Source organism: Pseudanabaena sp. UWO310 (genome assembly GCF_006861605.1).
In the GTDB taxonomy this organism is placed as follows: Bacteria; Cyanobacteriota; Cyanobacteriia; order Pseudanabaenales; family Pseudanabaenaceae; genus Pseudanabaena.
The window spans coordinates 64,382-80,960 of sequence record NZ_SELU01000002.1 but is presented as its reverse complement, the minus strand read 5'-3'; the positions used below and the strand labels follow the sequence as shown (position 1 = coordinate 80,960).

The window sequence follows — 16,579 nt, the reverse complement described above, 5'->3', positions numbered from 1 at the left end:
CATCTAAATTCCCGCTTTTATAAAAAACTGCTCTGAAGTTACTGCCAAGTTGGGAAATAAGTCATCACTTAATAAGCGATCGCCTCGATAAGTTTCAGGAGGGCGATCAACAAAAAACACCGTCAGGCTCCGCATCGGTGGATAAACGACCCAAACGCGATCGATTCCTGCACTCAAATAATCCATCGCCTTTTGGGCTAACTGATTGAAAGTCTGATCGGACGATACAATCTCAATCACTAATTCAGGCAATACGGGGCAAGGTGCATCCTCACACCAATCTACGGCAAGACGCTCATGGGAAACATAGAGCAAGTCAGGTACAGGAACCCAATCTTGCCCATGACGTTTTAGCATCACTGACCACTCAATCGCGACTTGTCCAAAACCATTAGCCCATGATGATAATTCACTCCAAAAGGATGCCGTTAGTCGGGAATGAAAAAACTTGGGTGACATTTTTTTTATTGCTTCTCCTTCAACTAACTCATAACTTGCGTCTATATCTGGTAATTTCAAAAACTCCTCTAAGGTTATTTTTTGCTTTACCTCTAAGTTAGTTTCGTCTTTTTCAATAAGAATGCTGGTCATATTTTGCTCCTAATCAAATTAGACAAGTTATACAAAAACTAAAAATGGCTACGCCATTTTTAGTTTTTCAAACCCTTACTAGGTTTGGTTCTTAATTCACAAAAGTGTTGTCACACTTTCGTGAATTGGTATTAGAGCTTTAAAGATTTTTGATGGCGCGGCTTCGCCGCGCCATCAAAAATCGGGTTCCTTTATGTCTTAATTTAGCAAATGGGCGATCGCCTCCATCAAAAAAGGGACAGCAACTTCATCCCAAAATCCTTCCGAGCGTCGTCCTGTTAATAACTGGAAATGTAAATTAAAGGCATGGGGATAGCCATTTACCTCAAGGCAAATATCCTCAGTCTCCAACGTACAACAAATCTTTTCGCCATCTGACAACTCGCTTGCCATCACCTGCATCGTCTCCGCGAGTTGCGAAGCTAATTTACAAAAATCTTTAAATTCGCTTTCAGTTAACTCGATCGCCCAACTTTCCGCCCCAACTAAACCCTTATATAAATCAACATCGGAACGAAACCCGATCCGCCAACCATCACCGCGAAGTAGTTTTTTCGCTGAATTTCGATCCGTAAAATTTAACATAGTCCTTTAAGAAATTTATAGTTTGTCGCACTTTATAAGTAGCTATGTAAGTAGCTATGTAAGCAGCTAGGCGCAATTAAATATAAAACCCCAAAGCCCGTAGCGCACGCTGCGCGTGCGCTACAGCTTTTGATTCTGGGTTTTAATTATGCCCAGCTACTTACGACAAACTATAAATTCAAGCCTTTCAGTCGCTCAGAATTTCAGGCTGGGAAATTTCATCAGACATTTCCATAATGGCGCGTAAAATCGGCTTCATCATGCGATCGTCATAATCATCATCTTCATAGCGTCTGAGCTTGGCTCTGTTGGCAACTTGCACAGTAATGCGATAACGATTGGAGGAGGCGTTTATCAGTTCTTCGACACGACGAATAATTTGTGACGAATCAATAGTGTAGCGTTTTGCCATAAAACCGAAAGAAAATGAGCCTTTTAAGTCTAACGCGATCGCACTCATCTTTAACCAATCATCTTGAGGCGATCGGAAAAAAATTTCAACCAAGCAAGTTTTGTGATGTAATATGATGGTCTGGCATAGCTATTTGGGGCGGATTCTTCAAATCCATGACTGCAAAGAAAGTACTGGTAATTGACGACAGCATAATGATCCGCAAAATGGTTAAAAGCATTTTGGCGGGAAAATATGATGTCTTAGAAGCAAGTGATGGCAAATCAGGTTTAGATGCTGCTCGCCGAGCCTTTCCTGACCTAATTTTGCTTGATTTCGTGATGCCCAAATACAATGGATATCAGACCCTACAGGCAATCCGTCGTGTCGAAGGATTGCAAAAGGTTCCTGTAATCATGATTTCTGGACTTAAAGAACAGGTTACCGAGCATGTTCCTGAGCCATTTACTGAGTTTGATTTCCTTGAAAAACCTTTTGAAGCGGATGTATTGGTATCCCGTATTCAAAACTTTTTAATACCTGAGCCCGTTCAATCAGTGCCAGAATCAGTATCTCGCTCTACCCCTGCGGTGGTCAGAGAGGTACAGCGTTCTGAGGAACCTAGCCTCCAAATGATTGTCAATCGACTCACCTCGACTGAGACTTTATTGGTGCAGGGGATTGAGAACTTGATTCAGCGTGAAGTTGTGGCAAGGTTTAACGAGTTAAATACGCGAATCGATCGCCAAGATAAGGATATTGAAACCTTAAATCAACGTATGGAAAAAATTTCCGAGCAAATCGATCATCAGAATAAAGGTTTGATGTTGATTCTCCGAGAGCTAAAAAGCTTACAGGGCAAGTAAAACAAATAAAACAAATAAAAAAAGAGGTGCTAAGCACCTCTTTTTTTATTTGTTTGGGGTGATTCTACTTAGGTGAGTCTAAGGCGACAACTGCGATGCCTGACTCGATCGCTTGATTGTCTAATTCACCATTCGGTGTGGTGCAGTAAAGCACCAGCAAAGGCAAAGCACCCACCACAATACCCAGCAAAGCAGGTACATAAAAACCAGAACTAAAGCTGAGGACGAAAGCAAACATAAAATTTCCTGCATACAAAATGGTCGGAAAAAGAATTTGCTGGCGGTTTAGGATTGGTTGGTCATTTTTGCCCCAAATTATGGAGGCAACGGTCATAAATAAGGAGCCAGTGCCAAACCAACCTAAAAAGTTTTGATAGGGCATTCCGTAAAATTCACCCGCTTGATGCCATTCCCAGAAAGGAAATGCGGTTTGACTCATGGCGGGATCGAGGACAAAGTCCCACGAAGTCAGCATTAATGCCCCAAGGGCGATCGCCATAATTTTATAGCCCCATCCCGTGCCGAAGCGCATTAAGGTCGCTGCGACTAAAAAGGCGGAGAATCCCATATAAAACCATGAGAGGGGGATCGTAAATGGAACTAGACCTGCAATCTTGTAACCTAAACCACTTAGGTAGGAATAGGCTCCAAAGGGAAATCCCGTGCTGGTTCCTAACAATTCGCTGCTAACGGACAAACCAATGGCAGGAATACAAAAAGCGAGGGTACGTTTCAGCCCGATGGTTTGCTTACCATAAAGAAATGCGGCGACCGCGCCAAAAATCATGTAAGAAGCACCACCATTTTGCATTCCCCATGAAAAGACTTGCAAACCAGCTTCGGACAAGCTTTCAATAAACTCGGTATTGGGCAGTACAAAAATTAGACCAAATAGCCCAAATACCATTGAAACTAGGTGCATTCCTAAATTAAACCATTGTGCGGGGATCGCTCGCCTCATCACGCCATTTACTCCCAGAAATAGTTGAAATTTAATTAATTGAGTTTGAACTTTGCTTTAACTAACTTAACAAAAGTATAAGCTAGCATACCATTCATTTTTAAGTTTGCGGTTTTGCTTCTTCAGCCTCAGGCTTAAAAGCCGATGCGGCTAATACCAATTCCCAAAATGGCGTTGCCATTTTGGAAATCTTAAAACCTTACTGGATTTGGTGTTTAATTCACAAAAGTGTTGTCACACTTTCGTGAATTGGTATAAGAAGAGAAGGTTGGCGCTTCGCGCCAACCCTCTCTTCTTATACCAATTCACTGTCAGGGTTTTCAAAGCTCAAATGGCTACGCCATTTTGAGCTTTGGTATTAGGTGGACTGAATCGACCATAGGGCGAGAAGCAGGAGCGAAATGGCGATCGCAAACCATAGAAAATTATTACGGCTATTAGTATTTGGCTTGTCGAGGGAAACTTCTCGAAAGGGCTTGAGGTTGCTGTTATCTGGCGTTGTTTTTCTTGCTACGGGCTTAGATTCATAGGTATCGGGAGACTCTAAAATTGGGACTTCCGAGACTACACCCTCTAGTTTGCCTAGGGGCGGCGCAGTCAAAATTCCCAACATATAACGTGCTGATTTTCGGACATTATTAACGGGATGCTTTTTGAGGCTCCGACAAAGGGCGATCGCTTCTTCGGTTCTGCCGACAGCATCATAGGAATTCGCCAGCCATACCAGAATTTCTCCGCCTAAAACCGTTTCTAAAACTGCTAGGGCACGGGCGCGTTCGAGCAGCGCGATCGCCTGTTGGTAATTGCCACTTTCAAAATTGCTAATCCCCTCTTGGTATAGCTGTGCGGCTATCTGGTCTGCACTGATTTCTTCCATCAGTAAATTTCTATCTCCATAGTTCAGTTATTATGGGAATTCCCAAATTCATGTTATAAAGTCACGGCACAAAGCGTCGTGACTCTATAACCCTGTCTGTGCTTTTAAAGCTTGGACTATCTCGTAGTTGGCGGCAGGCAATTGATAACTACTCAATTCATCAACGGTAACCCAACGAATTTCCGAACATGCATTCATCTGTGGTTCTCCCGCCAGATGGTTACAGTGATGGACGATCAGACTGACTCGCAGCGTTTCATATTCAAAATCCACGGTGATCAGATGATCGCCAACGGCAACATCGATCGCCAATTCTTCTTGCAATTCCCGCTTGATGCATTCTGGTGCAGTCTCCTGCCCCTCAATTTTGCCGCCAGGAAACTCCCAATATCCAGCCAGTTCGCCTTCAGGTAAACGGCGATCAATGAGAATGCGTTGGCGATCGCGATCCCAAACCACACCAACACCAATACATCGATATTTTTTCGGGATCGCATCTATGCCCAAATTAGCGCCCAAATCAGTCATCAATAAACTCCAAGCCCTTAGCCACAGGAGTTAAACCCTTTTCTGCTAACCATGTGGGGTTATACATTCGACTCTGATATCGACCACCACCATCACAGAGAATTGTCGCGATCGTATGCCCTTTGCCTAATTTACGAGCGAGTTTCACCGCCCCAACCGCATTCAGCGCCGCCGAACTACCAACAAACAAACCATCATGCTTGAGTAAGTACTGAGCCATCTCAATCACCTGCTGATCAGTGCCTTGAAACGCCCCATCTAATCTAGCGCGATTAAAATTTGCCGTTGCCCGATTAATGCCAATTCCTTCGGTAATCGAGTTCCCCTCAGCCTTAAATTCACCCGTAGTGATATAGCTGTATAAGCCCGACCCCGTCGGATCGATCAAGTAAGTAGCAATTTGGGGATTTTGCTCCTTCAGATAGGCAGTCACACCACCAATTGTGCCCCCCGTGCCCGAGGACATTACCACCCCATCAAGTTGACCGCCAGACTGCTCCCAAATTTCAGGAGCAGTGGTCTGATAATGAGCTTCGGAATTTGCTAAATTTTCAAACTGATTTGCCCAAAAAGAATTAGCAATTTCTTCCGAGCGTCTGCGAGCGACATGGTAATAATTATCGGGACTAGAGAATGGTGCAGGTGTACTTAACTCGACTTCCGCGCCAAGGGTCTTTAGCAGATCGATTTTTTCCTGCGATTGATTGCTAGGCATCACAATGACACTCCGATAACCACGGGCATTTGCGACGAGGGCTAGTCCAATTCCCGTATTACCCGCAGTACCTTCTACAATTGTGCCGCCCGCTTTAATAGTGCCAGCCTTTTCAGCCTCCAACACCATAAACAGAGCCGCTCGATCCTTCACACTTCCGCCTGGATTAAGCAACTCAGCCTTACCTAAAATTGTGCAACCCGTTGCTTCTGAAAGTGACTCGATTTTAATCAGGGGGGTGTTACCTACAGAATTAGCAAAACCAATACGAATATCGCTTGTCATGGAATATTAAAAGAAATGAACTACAGCAAAGATTTACAACTTGTCGATCGCTATCAGTATATTTGGGTCTGTAATAGTTATATAGGGATCTTCAAATTTGATTTTTCTAGGATTATTGCAGTTACGCACCATTTATGGCCCATATCATTTACTTTCCATAAATGTTGAGCCCCATAAATTTGGCTGCTCGTAAATAGACTCAACCATCCTTAGTTTAAAAGATCGGATTTGGCGATCGCTATAGATGCAACATATGCAACGACTGTATTACTTACCAAGATTACTTACCAAGTATTACAGAGAATATAATTTCTACATTATGGTAAACCTATGAAATTCTTAGTTGCTATTGATGGCTCTCAAGCAAGCGAACATGCTCTTGCCAAAGCCTTAATTTTTGCCGCACCTCTGCAATCTGAGATTATTCTACTGACCGTAGTTGAACCGCTTAGCAGCTATGTTCCTGAAGTGATGATGCCCACTGGGGACTGGGTTGGCTGGCGCGGACTGCCTGACATCGAGCTGGAGCGCAAAATTTTGAATGCGGGGCAAGCGCTACTCCAAAAAGCCCAAGACATCTGTCAAGCTAGTCATCTCGATACCAGCACCAGACTAGAAACGGGGCAACCCCGTGATGTGATTTGTTCTGTGGCGAAAGAAGAAAATGTCGATTTGGTAATACTCGGATCGAGAGGACTGGGATCTATAGAGCGATTGATGCTCGGAAGTGTCAGCGATTATATTGTTCACCACTGCGTTGCACCTGTTTTAGTGGTGCGTTAAAATTTAAGTGACATTTCTAAGTTACTTCAACCCCCGATCGCTATCTTGGATATTCCTGCCCGTCGCGTTCTTGTTTGTCAACATCGCACCTGTAAAAAAGACGGTGCGCCTGAGATCCTCGCCATATTGCAACAACAGAAACCGATTAATGTCACTGTAGAAGTCTGTGAATGTCTGGGGCTATGTGGTTCTGGCCCGATGGTGCTCGTATTACCCGACAATATCTACTATTGGCATATTACTCCTAAGAAGATTCAGTCAATTATTGAGACTCATTTGCTCGGTAATGCCCCAATCCCTAACCTGATGCATCCTCGATTGCATCCCCATTAAATGTAGCTAAGCAGAGAGCATACCGCCCGCGTAGCGGGCGGTATGCTCTTCTAGGTTTTAAGTTTACTGCTATAGCTATATTCACTTAAGTGAGGACATCAAACCCAATAGAGAGTTGCGGCGCAACTCTCTATTGGGTTTGATGTCCTGACGCTCTTTCTTTTTCATACAGAAAAGCCCATGCAAAAACATGGGCAAACTCTGGAATAGGGACAATTAATTCGATTAAATCAAACCTGAAAAGTAGTAGATATTAGTCCCTAGATTCGCTTTCTGGGAAAGAGAAAGCAATACTTAAAAAGCTCCAAATCCTGATAGAACCTTAGGAACAGTCATCAATAGAATTTTGAGATCCGACCATATAGTCCAGTCGCGAAGATAATTCAAATCACAATCCGTTACAGCATCTAGATCGAGCATCGTCGAGCGAGCGCTGACCTGCCAAGCACCTGTGACTCCAGGCAATGAATTTAACCTTCTTTGGCGATCGCCATTAATCCTCAACGCATCGTACAGAGCCCAAGGACGAGGACCAACGAGACTCATTTCCCCCCGCAAAACATTGAAGAGTTGGGGAAGTTCGTCAAGGCTATACTTGCGCATCCAACGACCAGCAGGAGTAATTCTCGGATCGTCTTCACACTTATGTAGCCCTGTTTGACCGCTCATTACTAGATGATGCAGTTTGTCGGCATCGGCAATCATCGTACGGAATTTAATGATTCTAAATAGCTTGCCGTTTTCTCCCACGCGCCACTGATGGAAAAATACAGAACCGCCAGAAGTGCTAGCAACGATCGCCGCCAATGCCAACATAACAGGACTGAGAATTATCAGAATTACCAAAGCCGCTAGCCAATCAAAAGTTCGCTTTATTGTCCAAGCGATCGCCCTACGCACCTGTGGCAATTCATCAGCTTGGGGCAAATTCAGGTAAACATCTTTGTGGGATCTCAAACATACATCGGCTAAATTCTTAAGTTTTGCTTCACCAATTACAGGTTCCACTCGGATTAAATTAACATTAGACCGATTGACATTCTTTCCTAAGCTATGAAGTACGATCAAGAGTTTCGTTACACTTAAATACTTGTGACAAAAAGCGCTGAAATTCCCGAAAGAATGGACAAGCAATTTGCTTTGCTTTATTTTGAGCATTAAATTAGAAATAAAGGAAGACTCGTCTGGGCTATCTGCCAGTTCAATCACTTGCATTTTGTTCACGATAAAACTAGTCATTTCTTCCCTCTCTACTACCTTAATGTCTATTCAATGCAATTCTTGTGCTTGCAATTCTTATGCTGGCAATTCTTAGACTTTTGCAATTCTTTATTCGGTTAAATATTTGATCAACCAATCGAAAAGTCCAAAGGATTTAATCTATTAATAAGAGTTCCCATAAGTAGTAGGAATATTACGGGAAACTCTAAATATCTAATGCAATGCAATGAAATAGTTAGGAACTCACTAGATAGGGCAAAGTGGAATTTATTCTTTATTTCACATTGCAGTTATATATCTCCAAAATTACTGAAGTAGGATTCAATTAAATCGGAAAATAGATTTATGCCTTTAATATACCTAGTTATCTATCAATTCCATTGATATAGCAACCACTAGAAGTTACTAAAAGGTCATAGTAAAAGTTATATAAAAGTTATATTATTTTTTCGCATTTCTCGCGGCAGGCAGTTAGGTTCGGATAATCCCCAAAGCCATCCATGCTGAAATATATAGCTATCGCCAAAGGTACTAGGACATAAACCCCAAGAATTGACTGGCGGCGCTTCGCGCCGCCAGTCAATTCTTGGGGTTTGATTTGTCCTAATTCAAGTAACTGTAGCTATAAGTAATACCAATTCACGAAAGTGTGACAACACTTTCATGAATTAACAACCAAACCCAGTAAGGTTTTGAGATTTCCAAAATGGCGTTGCCATTTTGGAAATTGGTATAACGTCAGTTCGGGTTAAGCTGGCAAATTCTCAAAGCCCAAAAGTAAAAGCCTTGCGTAGCAAGGCTTTTACTTTTGGGCTTTGAGAAAGGGTTTTCAAGTAAAGAAATGGCTACGCCATTTCTTTACTTGGTATTACTAATCTTCTTCCTCTTCATCCTCGACGGCGACAGACTTATAACTATGAGGGAGTTCTTTAACTGCATTAGCAATAACCCCGATCAAGTTCAGCTTTTGCAGGACAGATATCGCTTGGGAGAATTCGCCACGGGTGATTCGATCGATCCGAGCGACGGAGACCACCCCGCCACAATAAGAGGCAATCTGAATAGTATCGACAGTACCGAGAATCGGAGGAGCATCGACAATCACCAGATCGTACTCTTGTTCAAATTTGGAGATTAAATTTTGCATCCATTCCGAACTAAGTAAGGTCACGGAGTCGCTCGGAATTGGACCTCCCGTTAAGATGTCTATGGCTGAGTTGGAGGACTGGATCACATCTCGGCTATCTATGCTCCCTTTGCTTGCCAGTAATGTTGATAAGCCCCTTTCGTTGGGTAAGTTTAATTGCTTGTGTAAAGCAGGCGATCGCATATCGGCATCAATGAGTAGCACCCTTTTATGTAACCTAGCAGCACTAGTAGCAAGCCCAAGCGCAATGGTCGACTTCCCCTCACTCGGCAATGCCGAGGTAATGACGAGCGATCGGATGGGGGATTCCTGCGAATAGTTATTAAGCTGAATATTTTTATAGATTAAATCTAAGGACTCCCGAAAGGGGAGCCATTGCACGATTTCGATCGTCAGTGGGGAGACGGATTGCCCTTTGAGGAACTGGGGTAAAAAATTAGAATTTGACTCCTCCGCCTGCAAATATTGGGGAGTCATCCCCAGTAAGGAAAGTGAAGAAATTTGCTGCTCTAGATCGTCATAGGTATGCATCGTATCGTCTTGCATATCCCTCAGAAAAGCAGCCATCCCCCCAAGAAATAATCCTGCAACTACTCCTAGCAATAAATTTTTACGCAAGCCATCGGCCGAATCCGTTATCCCCAGCCCTGGCTCCTCAACTACTTGCCAATCAAATCCCCCTCTCGCGATCTCAAGACTTAATTCTTGCCGATTTTTAAGTAATGTTTGGAGGGTATCCTGTTGAACTTGTAATTTTGGCTTTAATGTTTCGTATTCACCGAGCAATTTGGGCAAACGATTAATTTCAGCACGCAAGTCCTGCTCTTGGGAAGCCAAAGTATCTAAGCGAGCCTGTAGAAGTGCCAATTGGGTCTGAGTTTCCACAATTTGACTGGCTAAGGTGATATCAATCCCACTGAGTTGATCGCCATTCCACTTGGGATAACTTGCTAAATTAGCATCACCCAAGATGCTTCTTCTCTCCTCCTCTAAACTTGCCTGCTGTTGCTTAAATCGTAATTCAAGAGCTTCTACAATCGGATTGCTGAGTTGAAATCGAGCTTTTTCTCGATTGAGGGCTACCTCTATCCCTTGCATCTCCGCCACGAGAGCTTGATAACGTTGCGACTGATTTAATCGGGTCAGTAATACGGCATCTTGCGGGGAAATGTTGAGCTTTTGTTGTAGCGATTCTAGGCGAGTGATCGCCTGCTCGTAGTCTAGTTTGGTACTCCGCTGCTGTTGCTCGATCGCATTTAGAGCTGAAGTAACTTCGGTGACTCGCTGATTTGCGTCAAACAAATTATTTTTGCGCCGAAATTCTTCAAGGGCTTCAGCCGCTTCAGAAATGCTTTTACGCACATTCGTTACTTGCTCGTCGATACCTGCTAAGCCATTCTGCAAACGTTTTTCCTGCTGTTCGCGATTGTAATCGGTATAAACTTTTTGAAAAGCTCTTAAAACCTGCCGAGTTTTTACGGGATCGACAGCGGTATATTGCACTTCGACAATTTTAGTTGGTGCTTCTTTGCCACCTAACATCCCAATTTTCAACGATTGCAGTTCTCCTCCAGTAATAGTAGGATATTCAGCCGCCAAGAGATTAGCCGCTTTCTGAAACATGGAAGAGCTTTGCAATAGATTTAGTTGCGTTGCGTAGTCAATCTGGACATTAGAGTCAATAAATGAGGAGGATGAGGTGTTGGATTTGTAAGTTGATTCAACCAACAACCGCATGACACTGGTGTATTTAGGTTTCGAGAGAAAATTGAGAACGACTGCGAGTGCTAGTCCTACAGTTAGACCACCCAAGAGCCAAAACCGACGACGGGATAGCACTGCAAAGATTTTGCCATAGCCTGGATCTTGCTCGACAACCACAGCGCCATTCGTTTTAGCAGCACCTGTATTCATAGGTTTATCCTTCGTATAGTCCTAACAATAAAAACTCTTTATACAAAAACTCTTAAATATTTAATTGAATTCTTAGTTGAATTACTTAGTCGAATTACTTAGTTGAATTACTAGTTGAATTATTGAACTTCTCTGCTGCTGAGGATTTCCGCTAAAGTTTGATCGACTTTTTTAAAGAAGACCGCCTCGGAAAAGTTAGAAAGGGCATGATCTCGGATTTTCGCATAGTCCCAGTCTATAGTCTGAGCCTCAATAACGGCGTTTTTTAAGGAATCCGCAGTTTGTTGCTCAAATAGAATACCCGTAAGCCCTGAAATTTGAGTATCCAAGACACCACCAGCACCGTAGGCGATCACGGGCGTACCGCTGGCATTGGCTTCGATAGGAACCAGCCCATAGTCTTCTAAAGCGGCAACAATCACAAACTTAGCCTTTGACATGAGGTTACATCGATCGCGATCGCTTACATGACCGAGAAATTTAATATTACGACCTGCTTTGGTTTGTAATTGTTTCGTTTCAGGGCCCTCTCCCGTCACAATCAAGGGTAGATCAAGCTGGTTAAAAGCTTTGACGATTATATCAAGGCGCTTATAACTGAGGTGTCTCGAAGAAACCAGACAATAATCATCTTTTTGATCATCAAAAATAAAGCGGCGATCGGAGATGGGATAATTGATCACTAAGGCTTCTTTGTGGTAAGTGTCCTGAATGCGCTTAGCTACGGTAGTTGAGTTAGCGATGTAGTAGTCGGGTGATTGCGCATAAAAAATATCTTGCTGTCGCATCTTGGCAAACACCAACTCAATCAATGGCTTCAGAACACTATAGGCTCCATATTCTCGGAGATAGGTATTAGTGTCCCACAGGAATCGCGTAATGTTATGGCAGAAGCAAATATGCAAAGCGTCAGGTCGTTTTTGTACTCCTTTGGCAAAGCTAGCACTGCTGCTCAAAATTAAGTCATAGGCTTTGAGATCCAGAGCCCTAAAAGCCGAGTAATAAAATGGCGCAAATAAGCGAAAATACTTACGAGTTGCGGGAATATTCTGCAAAAATGTGGTGTGGACTTCGCGATTGTCCAAATCAATGGTGTTATGGCGATCGTAGACGGAGGTAAAAATATCTGCGTCGGGGAAATGTTGACATAAAAGCTCAAATACCCTTTCAGCACCACCACGTTGTGTTAGATAGTCATGAACGAGAGCAATTTTCATTTAATTTTGATGAGACTCACTAAATTTATAATTTCAAATTACTAATTTCATTACTAATTTCAAAAAGCAATGTTCACAACAAAATACAACAAACCATAAAACGTCTTAGAATGACAGAAGAGAAGTTATATAAAAGTTATATTTAGATCTTTAAGGCGCATCTATGACGGCTGATGAGGCGGTAACATTTATAGAGTTGTCATTAGAAGAGCGCAGTCTGACTCGGGTCGAGCAGTCTGTCTTTCTAGGAGTATGGCAGGGCTTGTCTTATTCCGAGATTGCGAAGCAGACGGGTTATGATGCTGGCTATATTAAATTGGTCAGCCATAAGCTTTGGCACTTGTTAACAGAAACCTTTGGTGAAAAAGTAACCAAAAGCACAGTCCAGAATGTGATTCGCCGTCAGATGCAGTTGCGGAAAGCGGAGTCTCTCGCCATTGCTCCCCATGCCAATCCTACGGTCAACAGCAACCAAGACTGGGGCGATGTCATTGACGTAACTTTTTTTTATGGTCGGAGTGCCGAGTTAGGGATTCTCGAACAATGGGTTGATCGTGATCGCTGCCGCCTAGTGGCGATTTTGGGTATGGGAGGATTGGGTAAAACCGCCTTATCTGTCAAGCTTGCCCAACATTTACAGGGTAAATTTGACTTCGTGGTATGGCGATCGCTAAATAATGCCAAAACCCCTAGCGAAATGTTAGTGGCGATCATTCATTTCCTATCTCAACAGCGCGAAACTCCCGACACAACCGATATCAATGCCCTCATCTCCAGACTGTTGGAATATTTACAGCGCTACCGCTGTTTATTGGTACTAGACAATTTTGAATCCGTACTTAAAGATGAAGCCCAAGCGGGGGCATATCGCAAGGACTACGAAGGCTATGGTTCGCTGTTAAGAAGGGTTGGCGAAGTGTCGCATCGTAGCTGCATGGTTATTACTAGCCGTGAAATGCCTGAAGAAGTCGCGATGTTGGAGGGCGATATCCTTCCCGTACGAGCTTTACAACTGGATGGACTCGATGAATCCGCCGCCGAGCGGGTATTGGAGTCCAAAGGTATTAGAGCCGTAACGGGTAATTTACATCGTCTAGTGGATTGGTATCGCGGTAATCCCTTAGCCCTAAAGATTGCCGCTACTTCGATTAAGGATCTCTATTCAGGCAATATCGATCGCTTTTTAGAGCAGAAAACCATTATTTTTAGCGGCATTGGCAATCTGATCGAGCAGCAATATCAGAGATTAACCGCCCATGAAAAACAGGTAATGATCTGGCTCGCGATTAATCGCGAACCCGTCCAGCCTCAAGAGCTTCATTCGGACATCGTGCCCACGATGGAGCAAAATCATCTGATGATGTCTCTGCGATCGCTAAAACGACGCTCTCTTGTCGAGCATACTGCCGCAGGCTTTACACAGCAGCCCGTGGTAATGGAGTTCGTCACCAATCTCCTGATCGAGCAAATCTATCAAGAAATTACCCAAGAGCATCCCCTCGGAATTTTGCCAAGCATTCAATCAAAACTCAATCGCCAACTTTTCTACCTCCGCCACTACGCTTTAATTAAAGCCACGGCAAAGGACTACGTTCGCCAAAGTCAAATTCGGTTAATTTTAGAACCCTTGATTGCTAAACTCTTAGGACGTTTGGGTAGCAATCAGATGGTAGCCAAAGAGCTATTTCATCCCCTTGAGGAATTGCGCCGACGTGAACTGCGTCCCGATGGCGAGCTTAAGTCCACCTTTGGCTATGGCGGTGGCAATATTATTAATTTGTTATGTCATCTCGACTTTGATTTAACAGGTAAGGACTTTTCCTATCTAGCCATTCGTCAAGCTTACTTGTCGGAAGTGAAGCTCCATCGAGTTAACTTTGCCAAAACAGCGCTGATTAAATCCGTATTTGCGGAAGTAATTGGCGGAGTCCTGTCGGTAGACTTTAGCGCTGATGGCAAACTATTAGCGATCGGCGATACGAAAGGAGATATTCATCTGTGGCGAGTTAGTGATGGCAAGCCATTACTAACCTATCGTGGACATAAAGGATGGGTCGTTTCGGTCTCTTTTAATCCTGAAGGCTCGATCTTAGCTAGCAGTAGCATTGATCAATCGATCAAATTATGGGATGTATCGACGGGCGATTGTTTAAATACTTTGCAAGGGTATATCGGTGCGGTTATGTCCGTTGCCTTTAGCCCTGACGGCACAATTTTGGCAAGCGGACACGCCGATCGCACTGTGCGCCTATGGAAATCAGGACAATGCATCAAGATATTTCATGGTCATGAGGATATTGTCGAAGCAGTGACTTTTAGCAATCAAGGCAACTTGCTGGCAAGCAGCAGTGATGATTGTACGGTGCGAATATGGGATATCGATCAGGGTGAATGTATTCGTATGCTTGAAGGGCACGAAGATATCATCTGGTCGATCGCCTTTAGCAAAAGTAGCAACATCCTCGCCAGTGGTAGTGAAGATAAAACCACGCGACTATGGAATGTCGAAACAGGTAATTGCATTAAGACCTTTACTGGTCATACCCATACGGTGTTTGCGGTTGACTTTAGCCATGATGGCTCGACCCTTGCGACGGGTAGCGGCGATCGCACGATTCGGCTTTGGGATCTCAAAACCGCTCAATGCTTTAAAACCTTAACAGGGCATAACCATTGGGTGCGCTCCGTCGCCTTTCATCCCACGCGCTTAGAGCTTGCCAGTAGTAGCGGCGATGAAATGGTTAAGCTTTGGGAGATCGATACAGGTTTCTGTATGCGGACTTTTCAAGGACATACAGGGCGATCGTGGTCAACACCCAGTAACCAAAACGATAGCCAAACATCGGGAAATATTTCCAACGAGCATCTACTCAATCTCTGGGAAGTCACCTCAGGACAGCAGTTTCGGATCTTACAGGGCTATACCAATGCCATCCGCTCCGTGGTGTTTAATTTCGAACAAAGCCTCCTCGCCAGTGGTGGTGACGACTCCATTATTCGCCTCTGGGATGTCCAGTCAGGTAAATGTATTCGGGCTTTACATGGTCATGCTGGACATGTATGGCAAGTTGCCTTTAGTCCTAGCGGTACTCTATTGGCAAGTTGCGCCGAAGACTGCACGATCAAATTATGGGATGTCAGCAGCGGCAACTGCCTAGCCACAATTAGCGAACATCCCGATCTCGCCCGCACCTTGGTATTTAGTCATGACGGAAAGTTGCTAGCTACAGGTGAAACTAGCAAGGAAATTAAGTTAAGAGATATTGTCACTGGCGAATGTTTTCAAGTGCTACAGGGGCATACGGCGGCAATCTTAGCGATCGCTTTTAGTCCCGACAATCGCCATCTCATTAGCAGTAGCCGCGATAAAACCGTCAAGATCTGGGACACCCATACGGGCAACTGCCTCCATACGCTCAATCAACTGACCTCCCTAACTTCCAATATTACCTTCATGCCATTGCACCCCCATCTAGCCTTTGGTTGTGGCGAAAAATTCATTTATCGATGGAATATTCAGAATGGCGAACTGGTATCTGAGGGGCTAGGACATGAGGGTAATATCTTAACTATTGCGGCCGATCCCAAGGGCATCTTACTGGCTAGTGCGGGTGAAGATACCAAAATCAACATTTGGGACTGGCAAAGTGGTAAACCAATTAATAAGCTAATCGGGCATACGGGAACTGTTTATGCGGTGAAATTTTCCACGGATGGTAATTTTCTGGCGAGTAGTAGCCGTGATGAAACCGTCAAGCTATGGGATGTCAAAACTGGCGAATGTATCAGAACCTATCGAGAGCCACGCCCCTATGAAGGGCTAAATATTACCGATGCCACGGGGTTAACCCCTGCCCAAAAAGCTAAGCTCATTGCCCTCGGAGCGATCGAAGACCCCAAATAGCCCCAGTCCAATAAGTTATACCAAAACTAAAAATGGCTACGCCATTTTTAGTTTTGGTATAACTTATTGGGTTTGTTTTTTAATTCAACGTGAGTTCGGGATAATTTGAAACGAGCTTTGAGAAAGGGTTTGCGTAGCAAACCCTTTCTCAAAACTCACAAGTAAAAGCCTTGCTACGCAAGGCTTTTACTTGTGGGCTTTGAGAATTTGCCATCTTAACCAGAACTGACGCTAATTCACGAAAGTGTGACAACACTTTCG

Annotated in this window: 14 protein-coding genes; 4 read left to right on the top strand and 10 right to left on the bottom strand. The window is 43.8% G+C overall.

Annotated features, from left to right (window positions below):
* Nucleotides 1-3 precede the first annotated feature (3 nt).
* The 3 genes from PseudUWO310_RS01430 to PseudUWO310_RS01420 all read right to left on the bottom strand — a co-directional run bounded on the left by PseudUWO310_RS01430 (nt 4) and on the right by PseudUWO310_RS01420 (nt 1,588).
* Nucleotides 4-591 (bottom strand): Uma2 family endonuclease, encoded by a 588-nt coding sequence (locus PseudUWO310_RS01430; protein ID WP_142598398.1) that lies wholly within the window; start codon nt 589-591, stop codon nt 4-6.
* A 198-nt stretch (nt 592-789) separates the two neighbouring features.
* Nucleotides 790-1,176 (bottom strand): DUF1818 family protein, encoded by a 387-nt coding sequence (locus tag PseudUWO310_RS01425; RefSeq protein WP_142598397.1) that lies wholly within the window; start codon nt 1,174-1,176, stop codon nt 790-792.
* A 187-nt stretch (nt 1,177-1,363) separates the two neighbouring features.
* Nucleotides 1,364-1,588 carry a DNA-directed RNA polymerase subunit omega gene (locus PseudUWO310_RS01420; protein ID WP_040689404.1) on the bottom strand — a complete coding sequence of 75 codons (225 nt, stop codon included), beginning with the start codon at nt 1,586-1,588 and terminating at the stop codon, nt 1,364-1,366.
* Between the two features lie 155 nt (nt 1,589-1,743).
* Between PseudUWO310_RS01420 and PseudUWO310_RS01415 the strand changes: the two genes are divergently transcribed.
* Nucleotides 1,744-2,433 (top strand): PleD family two-component system response regulator, encoded by a 690-nt coding sequence (locus tag PseudUWO310_RS01415; RefSeq protein ID WP_040689399.1) that lies wholly within the window; start codon nt 1,744-1,746, stop codon nt 2,431-2,433.
* Nucleotides 2,434-2,497: 64 nt separating this feature from the next.
* Here PseudUWO310_RS01415 and cruF read toward each other — a convergent pair whose 3' ends face one another.
* The 4 genes from cruF to PseudUWO310_RS01395 all read right to left on the bottom strand — a co-directional run bounded on the left by cruF (nt 2,498) and on the right by PseudUWO310_RS01395 (nt 5,799).
* Nucleotides 2,498-3,394, bottom strand: a complete 897-nt coding sequence (cruF, locus tag PseudUWO310_RS01410; protein WP_142598395.1) for a gamma-carotene 1'-hydroxylase CruF — start codon at nt 3,392-3,394, stop codon at nt 2,498-2,500.
* Nucleotides 3,395-3,752: 358 nt separating this feature from the next.
* A complete protein-coding gene (locus tag PseudUWO310_RS01405; protein ID WP_142598393.1) occupies nt 3,753-4,271 on the bottom strand; it encodes a tetratricopeptide repeat protein in 519 nt (172 codons plus the stop codon).
* A gap of 84 nt (nt 4,272-4,355) precedes the next feature.
* On the bottom strand, nt 4,356-4,799 hold the full coding sequence (gene mutT, locus PseudUWO310_RS01400) for an 8-oxo-dGTP diphosphatase MutT (RefSeq protein ID WP_142598391.1): 444 nt from the start codon (nt 4,797-4,799) through the stop codon (nt 4,356-4,358).
* Complete coding sequence (locus PseudUWO310_RS01395; protein WP_142598389.1) at nt 4,792-5,799, bottom strand: cysteine synthase A; 1,008 nt, start codon at nt 5,797-5,799, stop codon at nt 4,792-4,794. Before PseudUWO310_RS01395 ends, mutT begins: the two co-directional genes overlap by 8 nt.
* Before the next feature lie 330 nt (nt 5,800-6,129).
* Here PseudUWO310_RS01395 and PseudUWO310_RS01390 point away from each other — a divergent pair, with 330 nt between their 5' ends.
* Together PseudUWO310_RS01390 and PseudUWO310_RS01385 are read left to right on the top strand one after the other, a co-directional pair.
* Nucleotides 6,130-6,582, top strand: coding sequence for a universal stress protein (locus PseudUWO310_RS01390; protein WP_055075854.1), 453 nt, complete (start codon nt 6,130-6,132; stop codon nt 6,580-6,582).
* A 45-nt stretch (nt 6,583-6,627) separates the two neighbouring features.
* On the top strand, nt 6,628-6,915 hold the full coding sequence (locus tag PseudUWO310_RS01385; protein WP_055075855.1) for a (2Fe-2S) ferredoxin domain-containing protein: 288 nt from the start codon (nt 6,628-6,630) through the stop codon (nt 6,913-6,915).
* A 294-nt stretch (nt 6,916-7,209) separates the two neighbouring features.
* Here PseudUWO310_RS01385 and hepC read toward each other — a convergent pair whose 3' ends face one another.
* The 3 genes from hepC to PseudUWO310_RS01370 all read right to left on the bottom strand — a co-directional run bounded on the left by hepC (nt 7,210) and on the right by PseudUWO310_RS01370 (nt 12,414).
* A complete protein-coding gene (hepC, locus tag PseudUWO310_RS01380) occupies nt 7,210-8,154 on the bottom strand; it encodes a heterocyst development glycosyltransferase HepC (protein ID WP_142598387.1) in 945 nt (314 codons plus the stop codon).
* Nucleotides 8,155-9,007: 853 nt separating this feature from the next.
* Nucleotides 9,008-11,197: a GumC family protein gene (locus tag PseudUWO310_RS01375; RefSeq protein ID WP_142598385.1), complete on the bottom strand. Its 2,190-nt coding sequence runs from the start codon at nt 11,195-11,197 to the stop codon at nt 9,008-9,010.
* A 119-nt stretch (nt 11,198-11,316) separates the two neighbouring features.
* On the bottom strand, nt 11,317-12,414 hold the full coding sequence (locus PseudUWO310_RS01370) for a glycosyltransferase (RefSeq protein ID WP_142598383.1): 1,098 nt from the start codon (nt 12,412-12,414) through the stop codon (nt 11,317-11,319).
* Nucleotides 12,415-12,577: 163 nt separating this feature from the next.
* Between PseudUWO310_RS01370 and PseudUWO310_RS01365 the strand changes: the two genes are divergently transcribed.
* Entirely contained in the window at nt 12,578-16,318 is a 3,741-nt protein-coding gene (locus PseudUWO310_RS01365; protein ID WP_142598382.1) for an NB-ARC domain-containing protein, read from the top strand.
* The last annotated feature ends 261 nt before the right edge of the window (nt 16,319-16,579 follow it).

Bases quoted from the DNA above. Each gene is read 5' to 3' on its own strand.
- PseudUWO310_RS01430 (WP_142598398.1), bottom strand. From the start codon at position 591: ATGACCAGCATTCTTATTGAAAAAGACGAAACTAACTTAGAGGTAAAG.
- PseudUWO310_RS01425 (WP_142598397.1), bottom strand. From the start codon at position 1,176: ATGTTAAATTTTACGGATCGAAATTCAGCGAAAAAACTACTTCGCGGT.
- PseudUWO310_RS01420 (WP_040689404.1), bottom strand. From the start codon at position 1,588: ATGGCAAAACGCTACACTATTGATTCGTCACAAATTATTCGTCGTGTC.
- PseudUWO310_RS01415 (WP_040689399.1), top strand. From the start codon at position 1,744: ATGACTGCAAAGAAAGTACTGGTAATTGACGACAGCATAATGATCCGC.
- cruF (WP_142598395.1), bottom strand. From the start codon at position 3,394: ATGAGGCGAGCGATCCCCGCACAATGGTTTAATTTAGGAATGCACCTA.
- PseudUWO310_RS01405 (WP_142598393.1), bottom strand. From the start codon at position 4,271: ATGGAAGAAATCAGTGCAGACCAGATAGCCGCACAGCTATACCAAGAG.
- mutT (WP_142598391.1), bottom strand. From the start codon at position 4,799: ATGACTGATTTGGGCGCTAATTTGGGCATAGATGCGATCCCGAAAAAA.
- PseudUWO310_RS01395 (WP_142598389.1), bottom strand. From the start codon at position 5,799: ATGACAAGCGATATTCGTATTGGTTTTGCTAATTCTGTAGGTAACACC.
- PseudUWO310_RS01390 (WP_055075854.1), top strand. From the start codon at position 6,130: ATGAAATTCTTAGTTGCTATTGATGGCTCTCAAGCAAGCGAACATGCT.
- hepC (WP_142598387.1), bottom strand. From the start codon at position 8,154: ATGACTAGTTTTATCGTGAACAAAATGCAAGTGATTGAACTGGCAGAT.
- PseudUWO310_RS01375 (WP_142598385.1), bottom strand. From the start codon at position 11,197: ATGAATACAGGTGCTGCTAAAACGAATGGCGCTGTGGTTGTCGAGCAA.
- PseudUWO310_RS01370 (WP_142598383.1), bottom strand. From the start codon at position 12,414: ATGAAAATTGCTCTCGTTCATGACTATCTAACACAACGTGGTGGTGCT.
- PseudUWO310_RS01365 (WP_142598382.1), top strand. From the start codon at position 12,578: ATGACGGCTGATGAGGCGGTAACATTTATAGAGTTGTCATTAGAAGAG.